This window comes from Pantoea sp. USMM079 (assembly GCF_037153115.1).
In the GTDB taxonomy this organism is placed as follows: domain Bacteria; phylum Pseudomonadota; class Gammaproteobacteria; order Enterobacterales; family Enterobacteriaceae; genus Pantoea; species Pantoea communis.
Map to the genome: position 1 here is coordinate 1 of NZ_JBBCKX010000037.1, position 25,384 is coordinate 25,384.

The following is a 25,384-nucleotide window of genomic DNA, read 5'->3' on the forward strand; positions in this document are numbered from 1 at the left end:
AGAGCCTGACTGAGAAGCATAAAAAAATCCGTAATCCCTGAGAGATTACGGATTCTTGCAGAACTGCCGGATCGTTCAACCGATCATTTTTGTCTTAACTGATCGGCATTAGGCTGTGAAGCCCGCCTTTTTTATTGTCTCACTGCCTGCACTCTGGCGTATCGCGTCATTATGAAGAAGCTAATGGTTGTTCGAAGCGCAATACCTGTCGCCGTTACGGCTTCTTTAACACTCGCGCATTTAACAGCGCGCACAGCGCCATGATCACACAGGTTGCCAGAAACACTGGCCGCATGCCGAAAGCACCGCCAACAAATCCGCCAAATAACGGACCTGAGACCTGACCGACATACTGGGCCGAGGTCGAATACCCCAACATTTTCCCCACCTGCCCTTGCGGCACATTGTGGCGAATCAGCGCCGTCACGCACGGCATCAAACCGCCCAACGCCATGCCCATCAGGAAACGCAGCAGCACCAGTTGCCAGGCTTGGGTGATAAACGCCTGCGGGATCAACAACAGGGCACAAACGACCAGGCCGTAAACCAGCACGCGGCCATGCCCTACCCGATCCGCCAGGCGCCCCAAACGCGGCGCAGAGAGAATACTGCCCAGTGCAGCCGCCGCCATCACCACGCCCGCCGTCACCGTAATCGCATGATCGCCCTGCACGAACTGACCGATATACAGCGTGATGATCGGTTCAATCGACATATTGGCAAAAATCAGCAGCATGCCTGATAACCACATCAGTCGCACCAGTGGCAGATTGACCGGCTTCTCACTCTCATCAAGAGTTTGCACCGTCTTTTTACCCGGCTGACGCGGCGCTTCTTTTAATAAAAAGGTGGTGGCAAGGAAGGCGAGGAAAATCACGGCGCCGGTCAGCCAGAAGGTGTGGCGAATGCCAATCAGCGGTGGTAACACCCCGCCCAGCAGTGGCCCCACCACGTTGCCCGCCATAATGCCGGAAGACAACACGCCCAGCGCCCAACCCGTCTGCTCTTTTGGCGTTTGCGCCGCGACCATAATGGTTGAACCGGATGCGTAACCGCCCAACAGCCCCGCCAGCAAACGCAGCGCCACCAGTTGCCACGGCGCCGTCGCCATACCAATCAGCGACATGGCAATCGCCATTCCGAGGCTGGCACGAATCAACATCAGTTTGCGGCCATAGCGATCCGCCAGTTTTCCCCACAACGGCGCGGTTAACGCGGCGCTGAGGAAAGTGGCACCATACGCAGCCCCCGACCAGCGTGCAATCGCGGCAGGTTCCTGCACGCCAAGCTGCTGCACATACAGCGGCAGAAACGGCAGCAGCAACGTCATCGCCACAATGGTGCTGAACGAACCCAGCACGCAGACAAACAAATTACGTTTCCAGTGTTGCTGCTCAGGCGCTAACACTGTTGATGATTGCGACATAGTCATTCCCTGTTTTTGCTTTTTTAGCAGGCTAACAGCGGAGCACGACATAAAACAGGGAGAGAGAGATATTTGCCAACCAGCGTAATATTGTTGTCAGGCAACAACAATTAACTGCCGCTCAAGGCATTAATTAACGCATCACACAGCAACGTCACGGGGGATGAAGGTTGCGGCTGCTCTTTGAGCAGCAGATAACTGTGTAAACGATCCATTTGCCACTCAGGCAACACCTGTTGGATCTCGCCGCGCCCCAGCGCCTCTTGCGTCATATACGCTGGCAAATAAGCGATGCCGGTGCCGGCCAGCGCCGCATTCAGCAGCGCCATGCTGTTATTGGCGCGGAAACGGCTATGCACATCCAGCGCCAGCCGCTGTTTATCGCGGCGAAACGGCAGTGCGGCCGTATGCGCGGGTCCGTGGAACAGCAACAAATCGTGACGTGTCAGGCGCTCTGGATGGTCGATAGCGGGATGCGCTGCCAGATAATCCGGCGTGGCATAGAGTCCCCACTCGATGGTGCTCAGTTCGCGATAATTAGCGACTTCCGGCGCGCGCGCACGAATCACTATCGCCACATCCGCGCTGGGCTGCGGATCGTCACTGGTGGTGAGGTCGAGATCGACATTGATATGAATATGACGGCGGATAAAGTCATTCAGAGTGGGGACGACGCACTGGCAGCCATAGGTGATTGGCGCCTGTAAGCGCACATTACCCGCGGGCAGTTGATGAACCTGCTGCACAAACGCATCGGCGCGGTGCATCTCTTCCAGCATGCGGGTACAAAACGGATAGTAAGCCTGACCCAGCTCGGTCAACGCCACTTTCCGCGTGGTGCGCTGCAGCAGTTTGATGCCGAGTCGCACTTCCAGCCGCGCGATTTCGCGACTGACATGCGATTTAGAGACGCCTAAGGTTCGCGCGGCTTCGCTAAAGCTTTGCCGCTCAACGACGCGCGCAAACAGCATCATGGCGGTGAGATTATCGCTGTTGTCCATGTTCTCTGGTGGGTAACAAACGGAGAACAGCAGCTTAAAAGTAAAAGCCGCAATAAGCACCGAATTTAATCAGCGAACGGGGTGGAGCGGCGTAATTTATCGCGCAATCCCTTCGCGATTTACTGCGCAATAAATTGCGCCGCTACGTCTACTTTGCAGATCAATTTCAGCGTCATCAATCAACTGGCCACCGCCAGCGGGAACAACAAACGTTCCTGTTCAACGCGGCGCTGACGACGCAATTGACCCGGCGTGACGCTGAAGTAGTTCTTAAAGGTGCGGGTATACGCCTGCTGCGTATCAAACCCGTAGCTCATCGCCACCTGCAGAATCGCTTCATCGCTGTTGATCAGCGTGAGCGCGGACTCAGTCAACCGGCGCTGACGGATGTACTCTGCCAGAGAAAAACCGGTGTGCTGACGGAACAGACGTTGCAGATGCCAGCGGGAGTATCCCGAGCGGCGTGCTACTTCATCCAGATGCAAATCGTGCCCTAAGTTGTCTTCAATCCAGTCCAGCAAACTACGGATAAATTCGCGCTGATTCATGGGAACCTCCTGCTTCGACAATATGTCCAGTGCAGTCACTGTAGCGCGTTAAATTTATCCCTTAATTAGCAGAAAATTAGCGCAGAATTAGCAAGGGGGGAAATGGGTGCTCCGCCTGAATGAGTCCAGCGGCAGAAAGGCAGCAAGAGTGTGAATCCTCAGGCGCTTACGGGGGTGAATGCTCGCAGCTCACGCATCTGCAGGAGGAAGTATGACGGAGGGTAATTCTGGCCTAATTATCTGGCGCTACACTGCGTCCATCAGTTTGGGAGAACTCTATGCGTGTGCTGCTGGTAGAAGATGATGAAATGATTGGCGCCAACTTGCAGCAGGCGCTGGAAGCGGCGGGCTGGTCGGTGGACTGGGTGCGCGATGGCGTATTTGCCACCAATGCCTGGGCCGAAGGCGGTTATACCTGCGTGCTGCTCGATCTCGGTTTACCGCGTGAAGACGGTATCCATGTGTTGAAGCGTGCGCGTACGCGTGGCGATATGACGCCCGTGCTGGTGCTGACTGCGCGTGACACGGTGCAACAACGCATTCAGGGACTCGACAGCGGCGCCGATGACTATTTGCTTAAACCCTTTGATCTGCAAGAGGTACTGGCGCGCATGCGTGCAATCACCCGACGTCGTCACGGAGCGGCGGATTCCCTGTTAGGCAGTGGCGATGTGCAGCTGGATATGATGACGCGCGAAGTGCTGTACAAAGGCCAACGCGAACAGCTAACAGCACGCGAATATGCCCTGCTCTACGCTCTGCTGGAGCGACCAGGTGCCATCCTGTCACGCGAACAATTAGAGAATCGCATTTACGGTTGGGGTGAAGAAGTCACCAGCAACGCCGTTGATGTGCTGATCCACGGCATGCGCCGCAAGCTCGATAACGAAGTGATTCGCAACGTGCGCGGTTTGGGCTGGCGAGTACCGGCAATATGAAACCTTTCACTTTTATGCGCTCCCTGCGTAACAAACTGCTCGCCACGCTGGTGCTGCTGCACCTGGCGATGATCGGCGGCGTCACCTGGTATTTCTACCACTGCTACGGCGACATGATGGGCACCATGAAGGACGATCAGCTCGCCAAGATTGCTGATGCCTGGTCCTCCAGCCAGCGCATGCCTGCGCTGATGCCAATGGTGATGCAGCAAGAGAAGCTGAAGAGTACCTACATCGTTCAGTTGTGGGACACCAACAATCATCTGCGCGCCAGCTCATGGCCTGCTTTACAGGCGCCGCTGCAGGCAAAAAAAGGCTGGTCCGATTTAAAAGTCGGCGACTGTGGCGATGACTGTGACTGGCGCGTGTATACCCGCCCCGGCGAACTGGGCAGTGAAATCGGTAATATTCAGGTTTTACACAACATCGGCTACATGAAAAGTTTGATGGTGAAGCGGGTGCTGTCCGCCATCATTCCCTTAATGCTGATGATGCCGCTGTCACTGCTGGTGATCTGGCTGGTGGTACGTGCCATCACGCGAGATTTGCGCGTTGCCTCGCGACAGATTGCCGCACAAGAAACATTGCATCCACACTCGGTATCGCCGGATGGCTTACCGGATGAAGTGCTGCCGCTGGTAGCTGCTTATAACTCTCTGCTCGATAAGCTACGGGCAGCCTGGTCATCGCAGCGACAGTTCCTTGAAGATGCGGCACATGAACTGCGCACGCCGGTTACCGCCGTCACCTTGCAGCTGGAAAATCTGCGCCAGCATATTCAGCCTGGTGAAGCCAGTCGCCAGTTTGATCAGCTGGAAGCTGGCGTCACGCGGACGCGCCATCTGGTGACGCAGTTGCTGAATATCTCGCGACAGGAAGATCAGTCAGTGGTGGCCACGGTGGAAACCATCCAGCTCGATGATTTGCTGAAAGAGAGCATCGAGCAGTTGATGGTGGTCGCCGATAAACGCGGCATTGATATCGGTTTTAATGGCACCACGCACTATCGCCTGCACGCCAGCCGTTCCGATTTGCGTAGCCTGTTTGATAACCTCATCGGCAACGCGATGCTGCACACGCCGGAAGGCAGCCTGGTAGATGTGCTGCTGCATCGCGTGGGCAATCACACCGTGGTGGATATCGTCGATAACGGGCCGGGCATGCCGGAGTCCTTTATCGAACGCGCCTTTGATCGCTTCACCCGTTCGCCAGATGTACAGGCGCAAGGCAGCGGTTTGGGTCTGTCTATTGTGCGCAGCGTAGCGCAGAAGCATCAGATGCAGGTCGCGCTGTCGAACTGCCATAACGCCCAGGGGCAAATTTCCGGCCTGCAAGTGCGTGTGACCTTGCCATAAACAACGTGCCGTTACCGCCTTGAATATCCAGCGCGGTAGCGGCACAACGTATTGCGTCTTTTCCTCATCTAAATCGCCCTACACGATGAACCACGTATTTTCCGCCGCCAAATTCCAAAGGCGCACGTTCAATCGTGCCGCTACACGTTTTTCCGCATCTGAGATCTTTGTGACTGAACGCGACAACGTAAACGGTTGCGGGGTTCCGTTCGCCACACGGCATTTATGTGATCAAAATCACATATTCAGTGAATCAAAATGCAACACATTTTGACAAACGTGATCAAAATCTATTTCCTATCGCTCTGTTACAGGCACATTACGCACACTTGAAAATTCGGCGAATTAGACCGGTTAAAAAACAACTCACGGCCCATCCCCTGGGATCGCTTTCACTCGATCGCGACGCATCTGCGGCGATCACTAGCATGTGGTTAATAAAATAATGAAATTCAAAGCATTGATAGCAGGGGCCTTACTGGCCAGCAGCTGGACCGGCGCGGCACAAGCGGCAGACAGCGATCCGCAGTATCTTTCAGACTGGTGGCACCAGAGCGTTAACGTGGTGGGCAGCACCCACACCCGTTTCGGACCGCAGTTCAACAATGACGTGTATCTCGAATACGAAGCCTTTGCTAAAAAAGACTGGTTCGATTTTTACGGCTATGCGGATTTGACCAACTTCTTTGGCGTGGGTAACAGCAACGCTAACGGCATTTTTGACCACGGTTCGCCGCTGTTCATGGAAATTGAGCCACGTTTCTCTATCGATAAACTGACCGGCACCAGCCTGGCGTTTGGTCCGTTTAAAGAGTGGTATTTCGCGAACAACTATATCTATGACATGGGCCGCAACGCTTCACAGCGTCAGAACACCTGGTACATGGGTCTGGGTACCGACATCGATACCCACAGCGATATCGGTCTGTCATTGAACGTTTATGCCAAATACCAGTGGCAGAACTACGGTGCAGCGAACGAAAACAGCTGGGATGGTTATCGCTTCAAAGTGAAATACTTTGTGCCGATTACCGATCTGTGGGGCGGCAAGCTGAGCTACATCGGCTTCACCAACTTCGACTGGGGTTCAGACCTGCGCGATGAGACCGGTCCATCACGTACCAGCAATTCGATCGCGTCCAGCCACATTCTGTCGCTGAACTACGATCACTGGCACGTTTCTACCGTGGCGCGTTATTTCCATAATGGCGGTCAGTGGGCGGATGGGCAGGAGTTGAACTTCGGCAACGGTCCGTTTGAAGTGAAATCGACGGGCTGGGGTTACTATCTGGTCGTGGGTTACAACTTCTAATTCGTATGAATACAAGGGTCGCCATCACTGGCGACCCTTGTAAGGTACGCATTTATGCGTACCTGGTCACAAACTGTTCCGGTTTAACTCTGCGGCATGTCCGCACTCACCATCCAGGGCACGCCAAACTTATCGGTGAACATGCCGAAACCGTGCGCCCAGAATGTCGGCTCCCACGCTTTCGTCACCTCTCCGCCTGCGGATAAAGCATCAAACCAACGTTTTCCTTGCGCTTCATCGAGTGTCGATAAACATACGGAAAAGCCGGCGTAGTTTGCCTGCTGTGCGCCATCGCTCATCATCAATTCACCCTGACCGATGCGCAGCTGGGCATGCATGATTTGTTCTGGCGAGAAGGTCACGCCAGAGGGGCAGCCCTCATCCTCAACAGGGGTTTCATCCGGCATGTCACCGAAGGTCATTTTAAACAGTAGTTCGCCGTCAGTGGCCGCAAGATAAAAGGCGATCGCCTCTTCACAGCGGCCGTTGTAAAACAAATAAGGTGTAATTTGCATGGTCGGTTCTCCTTAACGTAAACGTACGGAGCGAGTGTAATGCGCAATTTTTAAAAAGCTGCGAGCCAAACCGCACTCTTAACTTTGCTGACAATCCAGGACACAATCTTACTTTTGTTGACAATAGCGGCGGAACAGCTGGGCCATGTAAGCGCTCATTGGGGTCAGCGCGGTGTCTTTCCGCTGGATCAAATAGAAGGTGGCTTTTGGTAACGGATCGTCAAGATCGAGGGCAATAAGTTGCCCACCGTGCGTCGGATCCTCAATGACATCGCGCGAGATGATGCTGACAAAATCACTCTTTGCCACCAGGCTGGTGCAGGCCATAAAGGTTTCGCAGGTCACCACGATCTTCGGTGCCATACCGCGTTCACCAAACAGATCATGCAGCAACCGATAGTAACTACCCTGCGGCGTCGGCATCGTCCAGTCACAGTGCTGCAACTCATTCAGTGAGCGGGCATGCGCCATCGGGTGGCCTTTACGCATCACCACCTGATAGTCACGCTCCATTAGCCGCTCAAAAATCAGCTCCTGATCCAGATGATGTTGATCGTAGGTATTAATGGTGAAATCCAGCGCGCCCTGACGCAGTTCATGCACCATCGACACCAGTTGCCCCTCAACGATACGCACCTTCACCAGCGGGTATTCACGATGAAACTGGGTGATCACCTGCGGCATGATAGTGCGCGCAATACTGCCGCCCACGCCGATGTTCACTCTTCCGCCCGCCAATCCCAATCGCTGCTGAATATCCTCCTGCGCCACGCGCAATTCTTCCAGCACCAGACTGGCATGACGAAAAAAGTTATCACCGATATCCGTTAGCGTGACGCCTTGCTGACGACGTTCGAACAAACGTGCGCCAAGCGCCAGCTCCAGTTCCTGAATCGCTTTGGTCAGCGCAGGCTGTGAAAGTCCCGATAAGCGGCTGGCAGCGCGAATACTGCCCTGGCGGGCCACATCGACAAAGGCGCGCAGTTGATGAAGTTTGAGGTTGGCAGGCATGATTTTTGTGATAACCGTTGTTTATCAGTGACAAGATATTCGCATCTTATGCGCACCAATACCATTGTGTAGATTCGGGATAATGCATAAAAAACCAACACAAAGGATATGCCGATGAAAACCCTCTCCGACCTCGTCAACGCGCGGATTCCGCAGATGCAAAGCTGGCGTCGCGACCTCCACCATTTTGCCGAATCGGGCTGGCTGGAGTTCCGTACTGCAACGATAGTGGCCGAAGAGCTGCATCGTCTTGGTTATCAGCTCAAGCTCGGCCGCGACGTGATCGATGCCGATGCGCGCATGGGCTTACCTTCTGACGAGGTACTGGCACAACAGGAAGCCCGTGCACTGGAGCAAGGCGCACTGCCACAGTGGATCTCGCATTTCTCAGGCGGCTTCTGCGGCGTAGTCGCCACGCTGGAGACCGGTCGTCCCGGCCCGGTGATGGGCTTCCGTGTCGATATGGATGCGCTGGACCAGAACGAAAGCCGTGATGCCGACCACATCCCTACCCGTGAAGGATTTGCCTCCTGCAACTCCGGCATGATGCACGCCTGCGGCCACGACGGCCATACTACTATCGGCCTGGCGCTGGCGGGCGTGTTGATGGAGATGAAAGATCAGCTTAGCGGCACCATTAAGATCATCTTCCAGCCTGCCGAAGAGGGCGTGCGTGGCGCTAAAGCGATGGTGGCCGCAGGCGTGGTGGATGATGTGGATCTGTTTACCGCTATCCATCTCGGCACAGGCGTACCTGCTGGCGAAATCGTTTGCGGCAGCGACAGCTTCCTGGCCACCACCAAACTGGACGTCAATTTCATTGGCGTCGGCGCGCATGCGGGCGGTAAACCAGAAGAGGGTCGTAACGCCTTGCTGGCCGCCGCGCAAGCTACACTGGCGCTGCACAACCTGCCACAACACAGCGGCGGTGTCGCACGCGTCAACGTAGGTGTGTTGCAGGCGGGATCCGGACGCAACGTGGTACCCGATTATGCCCTGATGAAAGTGGAAACCCGTGGCGTCAGCAATCAGGTTAACGATGACATCTATCAGCAAGCCCTGCGCGTGATTTCCGGCGCGGCGGCGATGTATGGCGTTGAGTACGACATCAAACTAATGGGTGGCGCACGCAGCTGTACCCCAAGCCAGCCGTGGGTCGATTTTATCCACCAGCAGGCCGATGCCATGGGGATTTTCACCTCGGTAGTGGATACCAAAAAGCAGGCGGCCGGTTCGGAAGATGCCACATACATGCTGGAGCGCGTGCAGCAGCGTGGCGGTCAGTCATCCTATGTGATCTTTGGTTGCGATCTGGCGGCAGGCCACCACAACGCGAAGTTCGATTTTGACGAAGCGATTATGGCCACAGCGGTGCAAACCCTCGCGACGCTGGCGCTGAACCAGGCACAGTTTGGAGGTCAGCGATGAGCCATCACGATTTTATCGATCGTTACATCAACGAAAACCAGCCGCGCTTCACCGCCCTTAGCGATGCCATCTGGGATGTACCGGAAACCCGCTTTGAAGAGACGCAATCCGCCGCCATTCTGGCCGATGCGCTGGAGCAGGAAGGCTTTGCCGTCGAGCGTGGCGTCGGCAATATCGACACCGCCTTTATCGCCAGCATCGGCAGTGGAAAACCGGTGATTGCTATCCTCGGTGAGTTTGATGCGCTGGCCGGTTTGAGCCAGCAATCAGGCTGCGCCACACCACAACCACTGGTGGAAAACGGCAACGGGCACGGCTGCGGCCATAATCTGCTGGGCACCGCCGGACTGGCCGCGGCCTTCGCCATCAAAGCCTGGTGGGCGGAGAACGGCCAGCGCGGCACGCTGCGTTTTTACGGTTGCCCAGGCGAGGAAGGCGGTTCTGGCAAAACCTTTATGGTGCGCGAAGGGCTGTTTGATAACGTGGATGCCGCTGTCACCTGGCATCCTGAAGGCTTCAGCGGCATGTTCAACCTCAGCACGCTGGCCAATATCCAGGCCGCATTTCACTTCAAAGGCGTGGCCGCGCACGCCGCTAACTCGCCGCATCTGGGACGCAGTGCGCTGGATGCCGTGACGCTGATGAACACCGGTGCCAACTTCCTGCGCGAGCACATCGTGCAGGAAGCGCGTGTGCACTACGCCGTGACTAACACCGGCGGTGTTTCCCCCAATGTGGTGCAAGCCGATGCCGAAGTGCTGTATCTGATCCGCGCGCCAGAACTCGATCAGGCACAGGATATTTATCAGCGGGTGATCAATATCGCCAAAGGCGCGGCCCTGATGACCGACACCACCATGACGGTGCGCTTCGATAAAGCCTGCTCCAACTATGTGCCGAATCGCGCGCTGGAAGCGGTGATGGAGCGCAACTTGCATCAGTTTGGCTTGCCCGAGTACAGCGCGGAGGAGCAGCAGTTCGCCGCCGAGATTCGTGCCACGCTAACGAAGGACGATCTGCGCAATGCGCGTTTGAACGCAGCGCGCACCGGCGGCGAGGCAGGCGTGGCATGGACCGAGGCGCTGGGCGACAAAATTTTGATGGATGAAGTGGCACCGTATGCCATAACGCGCGAGCTGCTGTATGGCTCAACCGATGTCGGCGATGTGAGTTGGGTGACGCCAACCGCGCAGTGCTTTGCGCCTTGCTTCGCCTTTGGTACCCCGCTGCACACCTGGCAACTGGTGGCGCAGGGCCGCACTTCGCTGGGCCACAAAGGCATGTGTCTGGCCGCCAAAGTGATGGCCGCCACCGCGCTGACCTTGTTGCAGGATGAAGAAGCACTGGCGCGCTGCCGCGAAGAGTTCCAGCGCGTGCGCCGCGAACAGCCCTACAGCTGCCCGATTCCGGCAGATGTGACGCCATCAAAATTATAAAAGCCTTAGCGGCATAAAAGATTCAATCCGGCGCAAACCCGGATGCAGTAACCCAAAAATAAAAACTAAAGCCCCAAATAATTCGAGTCGCAGTAAGGCGGCAAGTGCGGGCAGCTCCAGGAGCTGACATCAGTCAGTGACGGGGGTGCCCGCACGCAGCCAACGCATCTGTGGCTTGAAGTATGGCGGGCGCAAATACAACAGACATGACGAGGAATAACCGATGGAAGTGACCACGGAGAACCGCAGCCCAGGGAAGCTGTTTAGCTGGATTGAGCGGGTCGGCAACAAAGTGCCCAACCCGTTCTTACTGTTTGTCTATTTGATCGTGGTATTGATGGTCGCCACCGCGATTATCAGCTACTTCGATCTGGCAGTGAAAAATCCCACCAATGGCGAACTGGTGCGGGTCAACAACCTGCTGAGCGTGGCCGGGATTCAATGGATTCTGCCTAACATCATCAAAAACTTCAGCGGCTTCACGCCACTGGGGTCAATTCTGGCGCTGGTGATTGGTGCGGGTTTAGCAGAGAAAGTCGGCCTGCTGCAATCGCTGATGGTGAAGATGGCCTCACGCGTCAGCCGCCGCTACGCCAGCTATATGGTGCTGTTTATCGCCTTCTTCAGCCATATCTCATCGGATGCCGCACTGGTGGTGATGCCACCGCTGGGCGCGCTGATCTTCCTCGCCGTGGGTCGTCATCCGGTGGCGGGTTTACTGGCGGCTATCGCGGGTGTCGCTTCCGGCTTTACCGCTAACCTGCTGATCGTTACCACCGACGTGCTGCTCTCCGGCATCAGTACCGAAGCGGCGAAAGCGGTGAGCGATACCGTGCACGTGAGTGTGATCGATAACTGGTTCTTTATGGCCAGCTCGGTGATTGTGCTGACGATTGCCGGTGCCATCCTTACTGATAAGTTTGTCGAGCCGCGTCTTCCTGCGTGGAACGGCGGCAACAACGATCGCCTGCCGCCGCTGACCGCGCTGGAGAACCGGGGCCTGCGGGCTGCGGGCATTGCCGCGCTGGTGTTTATCGCCCTGATGGCCCTGCTGGTGGTGCCAGAACATGCCCCCCTGCGTAACCCGAAAACCGGCGGCATCATTCCTTCGCCGTTTATTCAGGGCATTGTGCCGATCATCATCCTGTTCTTCTTTGTGGTGGCGATTGCTTACGGCGCCGTGACGAAGCAGATTCGTCGGGCCGATGACATCCCGCAGCTGCTGGTGGATCCAATGAAGAGCATGGCGGGCTTTATTGTGATGGTGTTCCCGCTGTCGCAGTTTGTCGCCTTCTTTAACTGGAGCAACATGGGCAAATTCATGGCAATCGGTCTGACCGATATGCTGGAAAGTGCCGGCATCAGTGGCGCGCCCGCGTTCCTCGGTTTGATGTTCTTGTCGGCATTCTTGTGCATGTTTATTGCCAGCGGCTCAGCCATCTGGTCGATTCTGGCGCCAGTGTTCGTGCCGATGTTTATGCTGCTCGGCTTCCATCCGGCCTTTGCGCAGATGATTTTCCGTATCGCGGATTCTGCCGTATTGCCCCTCGCGCCGATGTCACCGTTCCTGCCGCTGTTCCTCGGATTCCTGCAGCGATACCAAAAAGATGCGCAACTTGGCACCTATTATGTGCTGATCTTCCCGTATCCGGTGGTGTTCTTTATCAGCTGGATCATCCTGCTGCTGGCATGGTACGCACTGGGTTTACCGATTGGACCGGGCGTTTACCCCAGCCTGCATTAATCGCATCGCCATGGACGGCGATCACACTTCTGTGAACTGCAACGTAGATTGCGAAAATGTCACCGTTGCCCCTCTCGGCAACCCGCGATGAATTGATTATCCTGCTATTCCTTCGCTTGCTAACGGTTAATTATTTTTAAAACCCATAAAACCGTGCGAGTTCTGCAAACACCGAGGTTTATCCAATAATGACAACAATCACTTCGACAGGGATGGCGAACGATCACATCGCAGCGGATCGCCGCACCTTAGCCGGGCGCATCGATGCGCTGCCCTCATCCGCAGGCTTATGGCGTTTTATTACGCTGCTGGCGCTGGGCGGTTTTTTTGAGCTCTACGATCTGTTTGAAACCGGCTATATCAGTTCTGGTCTACTGGCTGCTGGCGTGTTTCATACCGGCTCGGAAGGGGTGTTCGGCATTGCCGACCAGGCCGCCTTCGCCTCGGCGACTTTCCTCGGCCTGTTTGTCGGTGCCAGCCTGCTGGCTCCCTATGCCGACCGCTTTGGTCGTCGTCTGACCTTTATGTGCGCACTGGCATGGTATGGCGTGTTCTCGCTGTTGATGGCCTTCCAGCAGAGCGCTGAAATGATCATCCTGTTCCGCTTCCTGGTCGGTATCGGCCTCGGTGTTGAGCTGGTGACCATTGATACCTATCTGTCCGAATGGGTGCCTGCTCATCTGCGCAGCCGCGCCTTTGCCTACTCTTTCTTTATCCAGTTCCTGTCGGTGCCTGCCGTGGCGCTGATGTCATGGTGGCTGGTACCGCAAACTATTCTCAACCTTGAAGGCTGGCGCTGGGTGGTGATCGCCGGTGCGGTTTGCTCGCTGGTGATCTGGCTGATTCGTAAAAACCTGCCGGAATCGGCGCGCTGGCTGGCGCAGCAGGGCCGTCATCAGGAAGCGCATAAGGTGCTGAGTGAGATGGAAAAACGCTGCGGGATTGCGCCGGGCGAAGATTTCTCTGACAGCGATGCCGCAGCAGCGTTGCCAAAAAAAGGTCGCTTCAGCGAGATTTGGTCCCCCACTTACCGCAAGCGTACACTGATGCTGGTAGTGATGAACTTCTTCCAGGCAATTGGCTTCTTCGGCTTCGGTAACTGGCTGCCTGCACTGCTGTCCGGCAAAGGCGCAACGGTGACCCACAGCCTGCTGTATGCGTTCTTTATCACCCTGGCTTATCCGCTCGGCTCACTGATTTGCAGTCGCTACGCCGATAAGCTCGAGAACAAATGGCAGATCGTTTTCTCCTCCCTGATGACCGTGGTATTCGGCACGCTGTTCGCGCTGGCAACCAATCCGGTGCTGATGATCATCTGTGGCTTCCTGATCACCTACAGCAACGCGTGGCTGACCTTTAGCTACCACGCCTATCAGACCGAGATTTTCCCAACGCATATTCGCGCGCGTGCGGTCGGCTTCTGCTACTCCTTTAGCCGCCTGTCCACGGTGTTCAGCAGCATTTTGATCGGCATTATTTTGCAGTACGCCGGCAGTCAGGGTGTGATCGCCTTTATCGTGCTGAGCATGCTGATGGTGATGCTGTCAGTGGGTATTTACGGTCCGAAGACGCGTGGGTTGGATTTGGAGAATATTTGAGTCATCTATCGGTCGTGGGCGGAAAATAAGCCGCCCACTATTTCGCGAATTTGTCTAACTGCACGAAGGCAATATCCCATGGCAAGCGCCTGCCACTGTCTCGCATCTGACAATAAGCCCGGCGTGCGCCATCTACTGTAATGATCTGGTGTTCAATCATTTCTTCCACAACCCAAAGCGTTCCACGAACGTCTATACCCTCTTCTCTGGCAACTCGATTGAGCGCTCTGTCACCGGTTAATAGCGGACAGATTTCCTGTTTAGCCAGGGCTAACGCAAAACAATCATTTCGGCTGGGCCCACGCACACGCTCAATGAGTTTTATGGCGTAAGTCATAGTGGTTGAGCTTAATTCGCCAAGCACCAATCCTTTATCAAGCAAGTCGGCATGGTGGGTTTCAAGCTCATCAAAATAGAGTAAATCTGGCACGGTAAATTGGTAGGGCAATTCGAAAAGCGCATCTAACAAATCGCCCTCTTCCATATCTATTAAAATATTGGCATCACTGATGAGAATGATCATCCGACCACCCCAACTGCCGCTCGCGGTGAAAGGCGACTAATGAGACGCCCATCAGCTCAGCCGCTTTACCTTCACTGATGATCCCTTCGCCTAATGCGCGATAAATTAACTGTGGAAAAAGCGTAGTGCTCTCACATGCGACCTGTTCACCAGGTTCCTGCTTTCGCCATTTGCGCGCAGAGAACATCATGATCAGATCTTTGCGTTTGCCCTCAGTTATCACGCTCAGATCGGCAGCGCGGTAAACACAGGCCAGCATGCTCAGACCATAATCCATTTTTTGCAGGTATAGCTCTTGCACCTCAAGACGAGCACGGCGGTGACCAAAGTGCTGAAACACAGCACTCGCAGGGAAAAGCAAAGCCCCCGCAAAGCGATGACAGGCTCTCTCCTCATCAAGATGAGAGGCAAGGCGACCCTGTAAAATCAAATGTCCCAGTTCATGCGCCAGAGTAAACCGCTGGCGATCGCCGGGCCATTTAGCAGAAATAACGATAACGGGTATGGCGTCAATCATCGCCTGACAACCATCAAACTTGTCTGAGTGATCGACATCCGTGACGATCACCAGAATCCCATGGCTTTCCAGCACATCAATCAAGTGCGTGATCGGCTGCTGGCCAAGTCCCCACTGCAGCCGAACGTGTTCGGTCATCGTTTCAATCTGCTCATAGTTCTCAACCTGCCCAGCAGGCAGCTGAGGTTGAGCAAAAATTGGAACAGGAAAGTTAGGCCACAGATTGGCAAGTTCAAGCCACCGTTCTGCCTGATCAATCACATCCGCATGGATCTGCGCCAACATTTTGGCTGATAGCGTTTGGCGTTTACGGTACTCAATATTTTTCAGTGCAACCGTCGTCGGGCGGAAGAAATATTCGTTACGCACACCTAGCGCACGCGACATTTTCACCAGCACGGCAGATCCCGGCATACTTTCGTTATGCTCGTATTTCTTGATCATGTTGGCGCTAACGCCCGCTTTCTCAGCCAACTGCTTCATGGATAAGCCCGCAGCGGAGCGCGCGCGCAATAAACGTTCTCCAAACACACTGACCTCCGTTGGTTTATAAAATAGGTAAATTTTATAATTTCATAAACCGGAATTATGTGCGCTTAACGATGGCCTTGCAACGAGAGGGATGAAAAATGAGACAAGGCTTGTAGGGATTTAAATTTGAGGGGTGTGGAACACAATGATTGCAACGGTAAGCATGAATGCGCACCCTACAGGGATTGGGTGCGGTTTTGCAGGTTTGGATATGGAGAATATTTAAATACTGCGCGATAAATCACGCCGCGACCAGATCAGTGCGATCTGGTGCGGCGCGATTTATCGTGCTTTAAAACGCAGTGTTGGCTTACTGCCCTTCCAGCACCTTAATGTCCGCGCTGCCCTGCTTCGACTCGACTGCCTCGTCTTTGCGCAGTTTCGCCACATCCTTCGCCGTCACCGTCGACTTCACGCCATTACCCCAACTGCCGCGAATGAAGTTCACCACATCTGCAACCTGGTTGTCGTTCAGACGCCAACCGAATGCCGGCATGGTGATGGCTGACGGAGCGCCCTGCACGCCAGGCAAGGTGCCGCCCACCAATACGATGTGGATCAACGAGGTCGGATCCTCCGCCATGACGACCGGATTGCCGCGCAGTGCCGGGTAGAAGCGCTGATAGCCGCTGCCGTCGGTCTTATGACAGGCTGCACAGCTATCGACATACACCGATGCGCCTGGCTGGCTGTCATCGCCCTTCCACAACGCTTTGGCGACCGCATCATCCTGCGTGAACACCGTCTGGCTAGCGTCCTTCGCGCCCAGCGACTTCAGATATTTGGCAATCGCGCTGATATCTTCATCGTTGAGATACTGCAGGCTGTGCTGCACCACATCGGTCATGCCACCAAATACGGCGGTGTGATCGTTGCGGCCAAAGCGCAGGAACTGCTTCAGATCGTCTTCGCTCCAGCGGCCTAAACCATCACGGTTGTCACCGCGCAGATTGCTGGCGGTCCAGCCATCAATCGGTGCGCTACTGCCTGACAGGTAATCATTGCCTTCGCCGTTGGTCAGCGCTTTTTCCTGCATGGTGATGCTACGCGGTGTATGGCAGGCACCGCAGTGACCCAGACCTTCCACCAGATAGCGACCACGCGCCAGCGCCGGATCTTCCTGCGCGGCTGGCTGGAACGCTTTCACGTCTGGCGCGAAGATGCCACGCCAGATGGAGAGCGGCCAGCGCATCGACAGCGGCCAGGGAATGTCGCTGTCTTTGTTGGCCTGCGCCACCGGCTGTACGCCATGCATAAAGTAGGCATACAGCGCCTGCATGTCTTCATCGCTGACTACCGCGTAGGACGGATATGGCATCGCCGGATAGAGCGTCTCGCCATTTTTCGCCACGCCATGACGCACCGCTTTCTGGAAATCGTCGTAGCTGTAGTCACCAATACCGGTGGTTTTGTCCGGGGTGATGTTAGTGGAGTAAATGGTGCCAATTGGTGTCGCCATCGGCAATCCACCGGCAAACGGCTTGCCGCCCTCGGTGCTATGGCAGGCTACGCAGTCACCCGCGCGTGCCAGATACTCACCGCGCTTCACCAGAGCGTCCGAACCTGCTTCGTCCGCCACTGCGGCGAACGTCATCGTGCCCAGAAACAGGGCCAAAATGCTTTTGATCATCGCCGTGTTCCTTATGCCTGAACCAGGGGGCCGGGGTTCTTCAGATACTGTTCGCGGATAGCTTTCGCTGACCAATAGCTCAGCGCCGCCACCATGCCGGTTGGGTTATAGCCGAGGCCCTGCGGGAACGCAGAGGCACCTGGCACAAACACGTTAGGCACATCCCAGCTCTGCAGATAACGGTTCACCGCACTGGTTTTCGGATCTTCACCCATGATCGCACCGCCGCTCATATGCGTGGTCTGGTACACGGTGGTATCGAAGTGAGAGCCTGGTCCTTTGGCGCCGCCGATGATCATTTTCGGGTTCATCGCTTCGGTGATCTTGCGCATCTTGCCGACCATAAACTGCGCCATCTTGATGTCGTTGTCCTGCCAGTCAAAGGTCATGCGCAGCAGCGGCTGGCCATAGACATCTTTGTAGTTCGGATCGAGATCGAGATAGTTGGCGCGATACGACTGGTGCGCGCCGTGCGCATCCATCGAAATATGATGGTTATAGGTATCAGCCACAGCGGCTTTCCACTGGCTGCCCCAGTTTGGCGTGCCTTTCGGCGTCGGCAGACCAGAAATCGGTTTGGTACCCGCCTGGTTCACCCAGAATGGGGAACCGCCGACAAAGCCGTGTGGACCGTGGTCGAAGTTGTCTGCGTTGAAGTCATCCACTGCCACGCCCGCACCGCCCGCACCAATAAACGGGTTGGTGGTGGTGTTTTTGTCGAACAGCGCTTTCAGGGTCGAGATGTTCTGATAGGCGAAGTTACGGCCCACCACACCTTCGTTGCTGATCGGGTTGTACGGTTTGCCGATGCCTGAAAGCAGCATCAGATGCACGTTGTGGAACTGGAACGCAGACAGGATCACCAGATCCGCTGGTTGCACTACTTCACGCCCCTGACCATCCAGATAGGTCACGCCAGTGGCACGCTTCTTGTCATCGGTCAGATTGACGCGCAGCACGTAAGAGTTGTTACGCAGTTCGAACTTCGGCTCCTGACGCAGCGCGGGCAGAATATTCACGTTCGGCGAAGCTTTGGAGTACATGTAGCAGGCATAACCGCTGCAGTAACCGCAGAAGTTGCACGGTCCCATCTGCGCACCATAGGTGTTGGTGTACGGGCCAGAGGTGTTGGCCGACGGCATATCATAGGGATGATAACCCACTGATTCAGCGGCCTGGGCAAACAGCTGTGCCGAGTAAGTGCGCTTCTGTGCAGGCAGAGGGAAAGCGCAGGAACGATCGGGCGCGTACGGGTTACCGCCTTTATCTTTGCCCTGCAGCTGGCCTTTGATCGACCAGGCGCTGCCGGATGTACCAAATACTTTCTCAGCCTGATCAAAGAACGGCTCCAGCTCATCATAGCTGACGCCGAAATCCTGAATGGTCATGCCTTCCGGGATGAAGTTTTTGCCGTAGCGCTGCTCGTAGTGGCTGCGCAGGTTCAGCTCCACCGGATCGACACGGAAATGCACGCCTGACCAGTGCAGACCTGCACCGCCGGTGCCGGTGCCCGGCAAAAACGCCGCCAGCTGACGATACGGCACCGCAGTTTGCGAGGCATCGTGACGGATGGTGACGGTGCTTTTCGACAGATCCTGGAACAACTTTTTACGGATGTTATAGGTCAGTTCATCAATCGACTGCGGATAGGATCCATCAGGGTAGGTATCACGATGTGGACCGCGCTCAAGCGCCACCACCGTCAGACCGGCTTCGGTTAGTTCTTTCGCCATGATGGCTCCGGCCCAGCCGAAACCCACTACCACCGCGTCTACTTTTTTCAATTCATTTGCCACAGTTACGTCCTCTCCCCGCGAATATCCACTGACGGGAACGGATAACGTTCACCGCGCTCCACCCAATCCATAAAGTCGGCACGTGCGCCAGGGAAGCCAATCAGCTTCCAGCCCACCATGCCCTGATTTCCACCGTGGATCGGATCGCTGAAGTAACCCTCGCGGGTGTTCTGCAGCAGGAAGGAGAAGAAGGTTTTGCTATTGAGCTGCGGGAACTGAGCTTCACCGCTCTCAAACGCGGTCAGCAGTGCGTCCTGCTGTTCGCCGGTTAGCTCAGCGAACACTTTGCCGTGCTGCTTTTTGCTCCAGCCATCGGCATCGGCCAGACCCAGACGATAAATCTGCTGCGGCACCAGCGGAGACTGATAACCCAGCTCTTTAGGCAGATCGGGATTGAATGGCCCCTGCATATACCAGTTGCTGCCGGTGGCGTACGGCGTGTTCATTTGACGATCGATAAACTCCGGCACACCGGCTTCCAGTGCGCCAGGACCGCGTTCATCATTGGGGATCAGGCGCGCCACTGCCGCAGTGATAAAGGCGAACTCTTCCGCCGTGAACCAGCTTGGCTGATAAGCGCGTGCTTGTTGAGGTGCGACGGGTTGCTCTGCTGCTCCTGCGGCCATCGGCACCACTAACGCGCCCATTGCCGAACCGCCAACGGCCATGGCTGGCGCCAGGGTGATGGTTCTCAACAGAAAATCCCTGCGACTGTGACCATTTTTTTGTTCTGACATGACATTGCCTCATTACCACATGAATGCGGTATGAAAGTTAACTCGTTGCGTTGTATTGTTTTTTTAGTTGTGGCTTAAGGGATACAGCGTCACTGTTACCGGTAACAGTGCGCATAGTGTAACACTACAAACTGTATTAATTTAGTTTCTCGAAACAAATGCGCACAAAATACTTAACAACTTACGGCGTCGCTTTACATAACTGCGGCGATGCTGTCATCGTCAGATACAACCCACAACAGACAAAGCACTGTCTGACGCGGTATAAAAGAGTACACACAACAGCGGAGTGCCTATGTTTAAGTCCTATTTTCCGCGGCCAGCGCTGTTTTTCAGCTCGGCCGCGATTTGGAGTTTGATTGCGATTTTTGCCTGGTTCGGCTTTGCCAATGAACTGCCTGCACTGTGGCCTTCGCTGCATGCGGCGATGCAACAGCCGCTGCCCACCAATGCCAGCCGTTTCATCCATCCAAGCCAATTATGGTTCTATGCCTATTACTGGATCGTGGCGGCGATTTTCGCCCTTGCCTGGAAGGTGATTGATAACCATCCGTGGCAGCGCTGGTCAGTGTGGGGTGCAGCATTGATCATCTTTGTCACCTGGTTTGGTGTGCAGGTCGGCGTAGCGGTCAATGCCTGGTATGGTCCATTCTATGACTTGATTCAAAAAGCCTTAACCAAAGCCGGATCGGTGCAGATTGCTGAATTTTACCAGCAGGTTCTTGCCTTTTTAGGTATCGCATTGATTGCGGTGGTGATTGGCGTGATGAACTCATTCTTTATCAGCCACTGGGTGTTCCGCTGGCGCACCGCGATGAACAATTACTACATGCACAACTGGCAGCGCCTGCGCCATGTGGAAGGTGCCGCTCAGCGTGTGCAGGAAGACACCATGCGATTTGCCAGCACGCTGGAAGATTGGGGCGTGAGTTTTATTCAGGCGATCATGACGCTGGTGGCGTTCCTGCCGGTGTTGATCACGCTGTCACATCACGTGAAAGACATCCCGCTGCTGGGTAATATCCCGTATGCGTTGGTGATTGCGGCGGTGCTATGGTCGGTGTTTGGTACCGGACTGCTGGCAATCGTCGGGATTAAGCTGCCAGGGCTGGAGTTCCGCAATCAACGTGTGGAAGCGGCCTATCGTAAAGAGTTGGTGTATGGCGAGGACAATGCCGATCGCGCGTCACCGCCGACGGTGAACGAGCTGTTTAGTCGCGTGCGTTTTAACTATTTCCGCCTCTATTTCCACTATCTCTATTTCAACATCACCCGCATTCTCTATCTGCAGGTCGATAACGTGTTTGGTCTGTTTTTGCTGTTCCCGTCGATTGTCGCCGGGACCATCACACTTGGTTTACTCAACCAGATTACTAACGTGTTTGATCAGGTGCGCTCATCGTTCCAGTATCTGATCTCCTCCTGGTCAACACTGGTCGAACTGATGTCGATCTACAAACGTCTGCGCAGTTTCGAGCAGATCCTGTCGGATATCCCGCATCAAGAGATGATGCGCGAGTCGGCGGAGTAAGGTTGTTGTAGCGGCGTTATTTATTGCGCATCTGTCAGCGGTTATATCGCTTCAGGTGCGCGCGATAAATCGCGCCGCTACCCTTCTCATCAATCAGCTGCCATCAGCCTGCTAACACCGCAAACACCTTCTCAACCGCATACGCACCCGGATCTTTCACCCCATCCAGACTTTGTTGGTTCAGATAAGCCGAACGGCCCGCTTTGGCGCTCTGCATCTGTGCCGTGGCATCGGCGCCTTGCTGAGCGGCTTTCGCAGCCGACACCAGTGACTCACCCGCCACTAACGCCTCCAGCGCCGGTTGCAGCGCATCCACTAACGTACGATGCCCCGGCTGCGCGCCACCGTAATGCTTCATGCGCTCCAGACCATGCATTAATGCCTGCGGCAGTGCGCTGCCCTCTTCCAGTTTTTGCCCGGCGCTGGTAAACAGAATCGACATCAGCACGCCGCTTGAACCGCCCATCACCGTCGCCAGTTGCTCACCGATCAGCGCCATTAAGGTCGACAACTCATCCAGCGGCAGCTGATTGTCGCGCAGGCCGCGCTGAATCTTCTTCGCGCCCGCTGCAAAGGTTGAACCGGTATCGCCGTCGCCGACTTTGGCATCCAGCGCATTGAGTTCGCTTTCCAGATCGATCAAGGTTTGCGTCACGCGCTCAACGTGTTTAGCCACTTCAGCGTTGTCGGACGGGTCGAAATCCAGCACGCTGCCGACTTTTTCCGCGCTCTGCAAACTGATGGGTGCAAAGTCATAGACAGGTACCCAGCCCAGCACCTGCGCCGGCGCATTGAGTGCCTCAAGGAAGGGTTCCTCCAGCGCCAGCAATGACAGCGAGAAGCCTTTCATATCTAAAGCGCTGACCAGGGTTGCCGGACCGATAAGGTGGGTAACCCGCGCGGCAAGTGGCGATTGCAATACTTCGCGCGTCAACACCGCCAGCTCCAGCTGGGAGAAGCCGCCGAGGTTGTTGATCAACAGCAGCGCCTGTTTGCCGTCTGGCAGCGACTGCGCCAGCTTATCGGTCATAATACTGCTGATTTTTCGACTGTTTTGGGTATCCAGTGTCACCACGCCCGGTTCGCCGTGGATGCCCATACCCAGCTCGCTGTGGCCCGCTTCGACACGTTCATCACGCTTTTCGCCTGGGATATGGCAGGTCGCAAACGCCAGCCCAATCGATGAGGTGGCGTCGATGGCACGCTGCGCCAGCGCTTTAACTTCATCCAGCGAGTGCCCCTGCTCGGCAGCAAAACCGGCGATCTTATGCACCAGCACGGTTCCAGCGATGCCGCGCGGTTGAGGATTTTCGGGCAGCGCAATATCGTCCTGCACCATTACCAACTCGACGTTGTAGCCGAGATTTTTCGCTTTCTCCGCCGCCAGCCCGAAGTTCAATCGGTCGCCAGTATAGTTCTTCACAATCAGCAGACAACCTGCATCGCCCGTGACATTGATGATGGCATTGAGCACCGCATCGACGCTCGGTGAGGCAAAGATATCGCCGCATACCGCCGCCGTGAGCATGCCTTTGCCGACAAAACCGGCGTGCGCCGGTTCATGGCCCGATCCGCCGCCGGAGATCAGCGCCACTTTGCTCTTATCCCAATCTGTGCGCACCACCACGCGGATCTCATCACCGAGATCGAGGCGGCTCAGGTTATGCCAGGGCGTGCTCAGCAAAACCCCTTCGATGGCTTCGTTCACCAGATCGTTTTTCTCATGCATAAAAAACTGGCTCATTGCTTCCTCTCCATTGGTGTTGTCGAGGTAAAAGGTAGCGTATATCGCGGGGCGAGCGGGGAAGGAAAGTGCGGAAATGCAAAGGGCGGCACACGCCGCCCTTGAGTTTCAGATAACTGCCGCTTACAGCGCGATGCGCAGGACGCTATCCGGGTTTTTTGGTGGCTCTTTACGGGTGCCTGGCTGCTTGATGCTAACAAACAGCGCTTTACCGTCTGCTGACAGCGCCAGGCTGTTTGGCAGGCCCGGTGCTTTCACCGTGCGCTTCACTTTATAAGAGCTGGCGTCGATGATGCTGATCTCGCCGGCTTTACGGTGCGTCACATACAGCTCGTTGCGGTCGGCATTGAACAGCACCGCCAGCGATTCTGGCACATCAATCTTATGAATCACCTGCTGAGTTCGGGAATCCAGCACCAGCACCTGAGGCTGTTTAGAGTCGCTCAGGAAGATGCGATGGCCCTGGGTATCCAGCGCGATATTCAGGAAGAAGTGGTCTTTGTCGCCATCGATTTTCTGACGTTTTTCAATCGCGTTCAGGCGCGTATTGATGGTCACCAGTTCGCCATCGGCGTTGGTTACGTACAACTTCTGTGCCGCAGAATCGATGGCCAGGCCGGTGCCCATTTTACCGGTGTTTGGTACGGTGCTAACCAGCTTCAGGGTTTTGCCATCCACAACCCACACCACGCTCTGCTCACCGAGGCCGGTGACATACACGCGGTCGGTGGCCGCATCCGCAACCACTTCACGCGGCTGCAGTGGACGGACGGTTTCGCTGCGCTGACGCGCATCCAGCACCAGCGAGTTCAGTACTTTACCGCTGCTGGCATCGACCGAGGTCAGTGCCGCATCGCGTGTATTACCAAAGAACAGCGTGTTGGTTTTCTGGTTGATGGCGGCGCCAAAGGTCGGCAGATCGGTATTGATGGTCTGCTTCACCGACAGATCCTGCGGATCGAGACGATAAACGGTGCCGCCTTTGGTGCTGGCGTTTTGCGCCGTGGCGAGGAACAGCGCGTTATCGCTGTTGCTGAACGCCAGTTCGTAAGCACCTTTGGAAATCACCTGGTTCAGCGGCTGAGACTCCGCTGCCAGTACCGCAGAGGAAGATAACAGCGCCGTTGCCAGCAGCAATGGACGCAACGCCCATGTTGTTTTAATCGCTTTCATAACTTCTCCATAGCAAATCCACCGCCTCATGGCAGTGAAGTGAAAGCCCGACAATGCAACCAATTTCAGAATGACAGCCCGAGGCGAGCCGACGAAGGATGTTAGTTTTTGAGAATAGTAATCATTTAGGTAGGAAAGTAACAGAATTTTATGCAGTTACCAACGCCGCCAGGGCGCCCTAAGGCACCCTGTCAGCACAGATCGTTAATGCAGACTTATTTGATCAACTCAGCAGTCATGTGCACGCCGTTGTTGAAATTGGCTTCAGTCACTTTATAGGAAGCACCAGCTTTGTGCGCCTGAGCAGCGATTTGCGCTTCTGCACCATCCAGTGTTGAAGCACATGCGGTGACGCTTTGCGCGAAGCTGGCGAATGGCAGAGCAGAGAGAGCGATAACAGCAGCAAAAGTTTTGATAGATTTCATGGTCAATTCCTCAATGATTTTTTATCGGATAAGGCGTCATCGCCTTGTTGAGATAAATAATAGGCGTGAATTCGATCACAAAAAAGCAGAGAGATTTGCCGTAGTTATTCGATTAATTTGAATATAAAAAGCACATTTGGATTAACCTGTGTGCAAAGGGTTAAAAAACTGGTTTTTTAGAGTGGTGCAGGATTTATGTCTGAAACAGCTGCTTTTCAATCTGTCACCGTTCATGGCTTGAGGCAGGCATTTCAAAGAGATTGCTAACAATACGCACAAGTGTTCAGAAGCAGGCTGGGGCCGCTTTGGGACGGGCAATCCGCAGCGCCGAAAAGAATGAGTCTGCCAGGATAACCCGCAGCTACCGTCTTGCACGTCAAGCCGCTACTGCGTAATTCTCGTCATATCTCTGCTGTTTCATCAGCACACCGAAGCAGATATGCACCAGCTTTCTCATCACACCAC

21 protein-coding genes are annotated in these 25,384 nt (G+C 55.3%); 8 read left to right on the forward strand and 13 right to left on the reverse strand.

Annotated features, from left to right (window positions below; all coding sequences use genetic code 11):
- Nucleotides 1-214: 214 nt before the first annotated feature.
- From WFP70_RS25595 to WFP70_RS25605, 3 genes are all read right to left on the reverse strand, one after another.
- Nucleotides 215-1,426, reverse strand: coding sequence for an MFS transporter (locus tag WFP70_RS25595; protein ID WP_337024811.1), 1,212 nt, complete (start codon nucleotides 1,424-1,426; stop codon nucleotides 215-217).
- A gap of 110 nt (nucleotides 1,427-1,536) precedes the next feature.
- Nucleotides 1,537-2,427 (reverse strand): LysR family transcriptional regulator, encoded by an 891-nt coding sequence (locus tag WFP70_RS25600; RefSeq protein ID WP_034826801.1) that lies wholly within the window; start codon nucleotides 2,425-2,427, stop codon nucleotides 1,537-1,539.
- 179 nt (nucleotides 2,428-2,606) lie between these two features.
- The gene (locus tag WFP70_RS25605) at nucleotides 2,607-2,975 is read right to left on the reverse strand and encodes a helix-turn-helix domain-containing protein (protein ID WP_034826803.1); all 369 of its coding nucleotides are present in this window, start codon (nucleotides 2,973-2,975) and stop codon (nucleotides 2,607-2,609) included.
- Nucleotides 2,976-3,253: 278 nt separating this feature from the next.
- Here WFP70_RS25605 and WFP70_RS25610 point away from each other — a divergent pair, with 278 nt between their 5' ends.
- The 3 genes from WFP70_RS25610 to WFP70_RS25620 all read left to right on the forward strand — a co-directional run bounded on the left by WFP70_RS25610 (nucleotide 3,254) and on the right by WFP70_RS25620 (nucleotide 6,580).
- Nucleotides 3,254-3,913, forward strand: a complete 660-nt coding sequence (locus WFP70_RS25610) for a response regulator (RefSeq protein WP_034826805.1) — start codon at nucleotides 3,254-3,256, stop codon at nucleotides 3,911-3,913.
- Complete coding sequence (locus WFP70_RS25615) at nucleotides 3,910-5,268, forward strand: sensor histidine kinase (protein ID WP_097118982.1); 1,359 nt, start codon at nucleotides 3,910-3,912, stop codon at nucleotides 5,266-5,268. The genes WFP70_RS25610 and WFP70_RS25615 overlap by 4 nt, the downstream gene beginning before the upstream one ends.
- A 445-nt stretch (nucleotides 5,269-5,713) precedes the next feature.
- Nucleotides 5,714-6,580: a nucleoside-specific channel-forming protein Tsx gene (locus WFP70_RS25620; RefSeq protein ID WP_034826809.1), complete on the forward strand. Its 867-nt coding sequence runs from the start codon at nucleotides 5,714-5,716 to the stop codon at nucleotides 6,578-6,580.
- Nucleotides 6,581-6,663: 83 nt separating this feature from the next.
- On the opposite strand, the gene yjdN is transcribed toward WFP70_RS25620, so the two are convergent.
- Together yjdN and WFP70_RS25630 are read right to left on the reverse strand one after the other, a co-directional pair.
- Nucleotides 6,664-7,095, reverse strand: coding sequence for a VOC family metalloprotein YjdN (gene yjdN, locus WFP70_RS25625; RefSeq protein ID WP_097118981.1), 432 nt, complete (start codon nucleotides 7,093-7,095; stop codon nucleotides 6,664-6,666).
- A 108-nt stretch (nucleotides 7,096-7,203) separates the two neighbouring features.
- Nucleotides 7,204-8,106, reverse strand: a complete 903-nt coding sequence (locus tag WFP70_RS25630; protein WP_337024812.1) for a LysR family transcriptional regulator — start codon at nucleotides 8,104-8,106, stop codon at nucleotides 7,204-7,206.
- A gap of 114 nt (nucleotides 8,107-8,220) precedes the next feature.
- Between WFP70_RS25630 and WFP70_RS25635 the strand changes: the two genes are divergently transcribed.
- The 4 genes from WFP70_RS25635 (at nucleotide 8,221) to WFP70_RS25650 (ending at nucleotide 14,312) form a co-directional block, all read left to right on the forward strand.
- On the forward strand, nucleotides 8,221-9,534 hold the full coding sequence (locus WFP70_RS25635) for an amidohydrolase (RefSeq protein ID WP_337024813.1): 1,314 nt from the start codon (nucleotides 8,221-8,223) through the stop codon (nucleotides 9,532-9,534).
- Entirely contained in the window at nucleotides 9,531-10,970 is a 1,440-nt protein-coding gene (locus WFP70_RS25640) for a M20 family metallopeptidase (protein WP_337024814.1), read from the forward strand. Before WFP70_RS25635 ends, WFP70_RS25640 begins: the two co-directional genes overlap by 4 nt.
- Before the next feature lie 223 nt (nucleotides 10,971-11,193).
- Entirely contained in the window at nucleotides 11,194-12,714 is a 1,521-nt protein-coding gene (abgT, locus tag WFP70_RS25645; protein WP_058962220.1) for a p-aminobenzoyl-glutamate transporter, read from the forward strand.
- 188 nt (nucleotides 12,715-12,902) lie between these two features.
- Nucleotides 12,903-14,312 (forward strand): MFS transporter, encoded by a 1,410-nt coding sequence (locus WFP70_RS25650; protein ID WP_337024815.1) that lies wholly within the window; start codon nucleotides 12,903-12,905, stop codon nucleotides 14,310-14,312.
- 37 nt (nucleotides 14,313-14,349) lie between these two features.
- On the opposite strand, the gene WFP70_RS25655 is transcribed toward WFP70_RS25650, so the two are convergent.
- The 5 genes from WFP70_RS25655 to WFP70_RS25675 all read right to left on the reverse strand — a co-directional run bounded on the left by WFP70_RS25655 (nucleotide 14,350) and on the right by WFP70_RS25675 (nucleotide 20,046).
- Nucleotides 14,350-14,835: a PIN domain-containing protein gene (locus WFP70_RS25655; RefSeq protein WP_337024816.1), complete on the reverse strand. Its 486-nt coding sequence runs from the start codon at nucleotides 14,833-14,835 to the stop codon at nucleotides 14,350-14,352.
- Nucleotides 14,816-15,883 carry an XRE family transcriptional regulator gene (locus WFP70_RS25660; protein WP_337024817.1) on the reverse strand — a complete coding sequence of 356 codons (1,068 nt, stop codon included), beginning with the start codon at nucleotides 15,881-15,883 and terminating at the stop codon, nucleotides 14,816-14,818. The genes WFP70_RS25655 and WFP70_RS25660 overlap by 20 nt, the downstream gene beginning before the upstream one ends.
- Before the next feature lie 310 nt (nucleotides 15,884-16,193).
- Entirely contained in the window at nucleotides 16,194-17,513 is a 1,320-nt protein-coding gene (locus tag WFP70_RS25665; protein WP_097118975.1) for a c-type cytochrome, read from the reverse strand.
- 11 nt (nucleotides 17,514-17,524) lie between these two features.
- Nucleotides 17,525-19,309: a GMC family oxidoreductase gene (locus tag WFP70_RS25670; RefSeq protein WP_337024818.1), complete on the reverse strand. Its 1,785-nt coding sequence runs from the start codon at nucleotides 19,307-19,309 to the stop codon at nucleotides 17,525-17,527.
- A gap of 2 nt (nucleotides 19,310-19,311) precedes the next feature.
- Nucleotides 19,312-20,046, reverse strand: a complete 735-nt coding sequence (locus tag WFP70_RS25675) for a gluconate 2-dehydrogenase subunit 3 family protein (RefSeq protein ID WP_337024819.1) — start codon at nucleotides 20,044-20,046, stop codon at nucleotides 19,312-19,314.
- 295 nt (nucleotides 20,047-20,341) lie between these two features.
- On the opposite strand from WFP70_RS25675, the gene sbmA reads away from it, so the two are divergent.
- Entirely contained in the window at nucleotides 20,342-21,577 is a 1,236-nt protein-coding gene (sbmA, locus tag WFP70_RS25680; RefSeq protein ID WP_337024820.1) for a peptide antibiotic transporter SbmA, read from the forward strand.
- A gap of 103 nt (nucleotides 21,578-21,680) precedes the next feature.
- On the opposite strand, the gene WFP70_RS25685 is transcribed toward sbmA, so the two are convergent.
- From WFP70_RS25685 to WFP70_RS25695, 3 genes are all read right to left on the reverse strand, one after another.
- The gene (locus WFP70_RS25685; protein WP_337024821.1) at nucleotides 21,681-23,321 is read right to left on the reverse strand and encodes a dihydroxyacetone kinase subunit DhaK; all 1,641 of its coding nucleotides are present in this window, start codon (nucleotides 23,319-23,321) and stop codon (nucleotides 21,681-21,683) included.
- A gap of 123 nt (nucleotides 23,322-23,444) precedes the next feature.
- Entirely contained in the window at nucleotides 23,445-24,494 is a 1,050-nt protein-coding gene (gene yncE / locus WFP70_RS25690) for a 7-bladed beta-propeller protein YncE (protein WP_160868432.1), read from the reverse strand.
- A 215-nt stretch (nucleotides 24,495-24,709) separates the two neighbouring features.
- Nucleotides 24,710-24,919: a DUF1471 domain-containing protein gene (locus WFP70_RS25695; RefSeq protein ID WP_034826853.1), complete on the reverse strand. Its 210-nt coding sequence runs from the start codon at nucleotides 24,917-24,919 to the stop codon at nucleotides 24,710-24,712.
- Nucleotides 24,920-25,384: the final 465 nt, after the last annotated feature.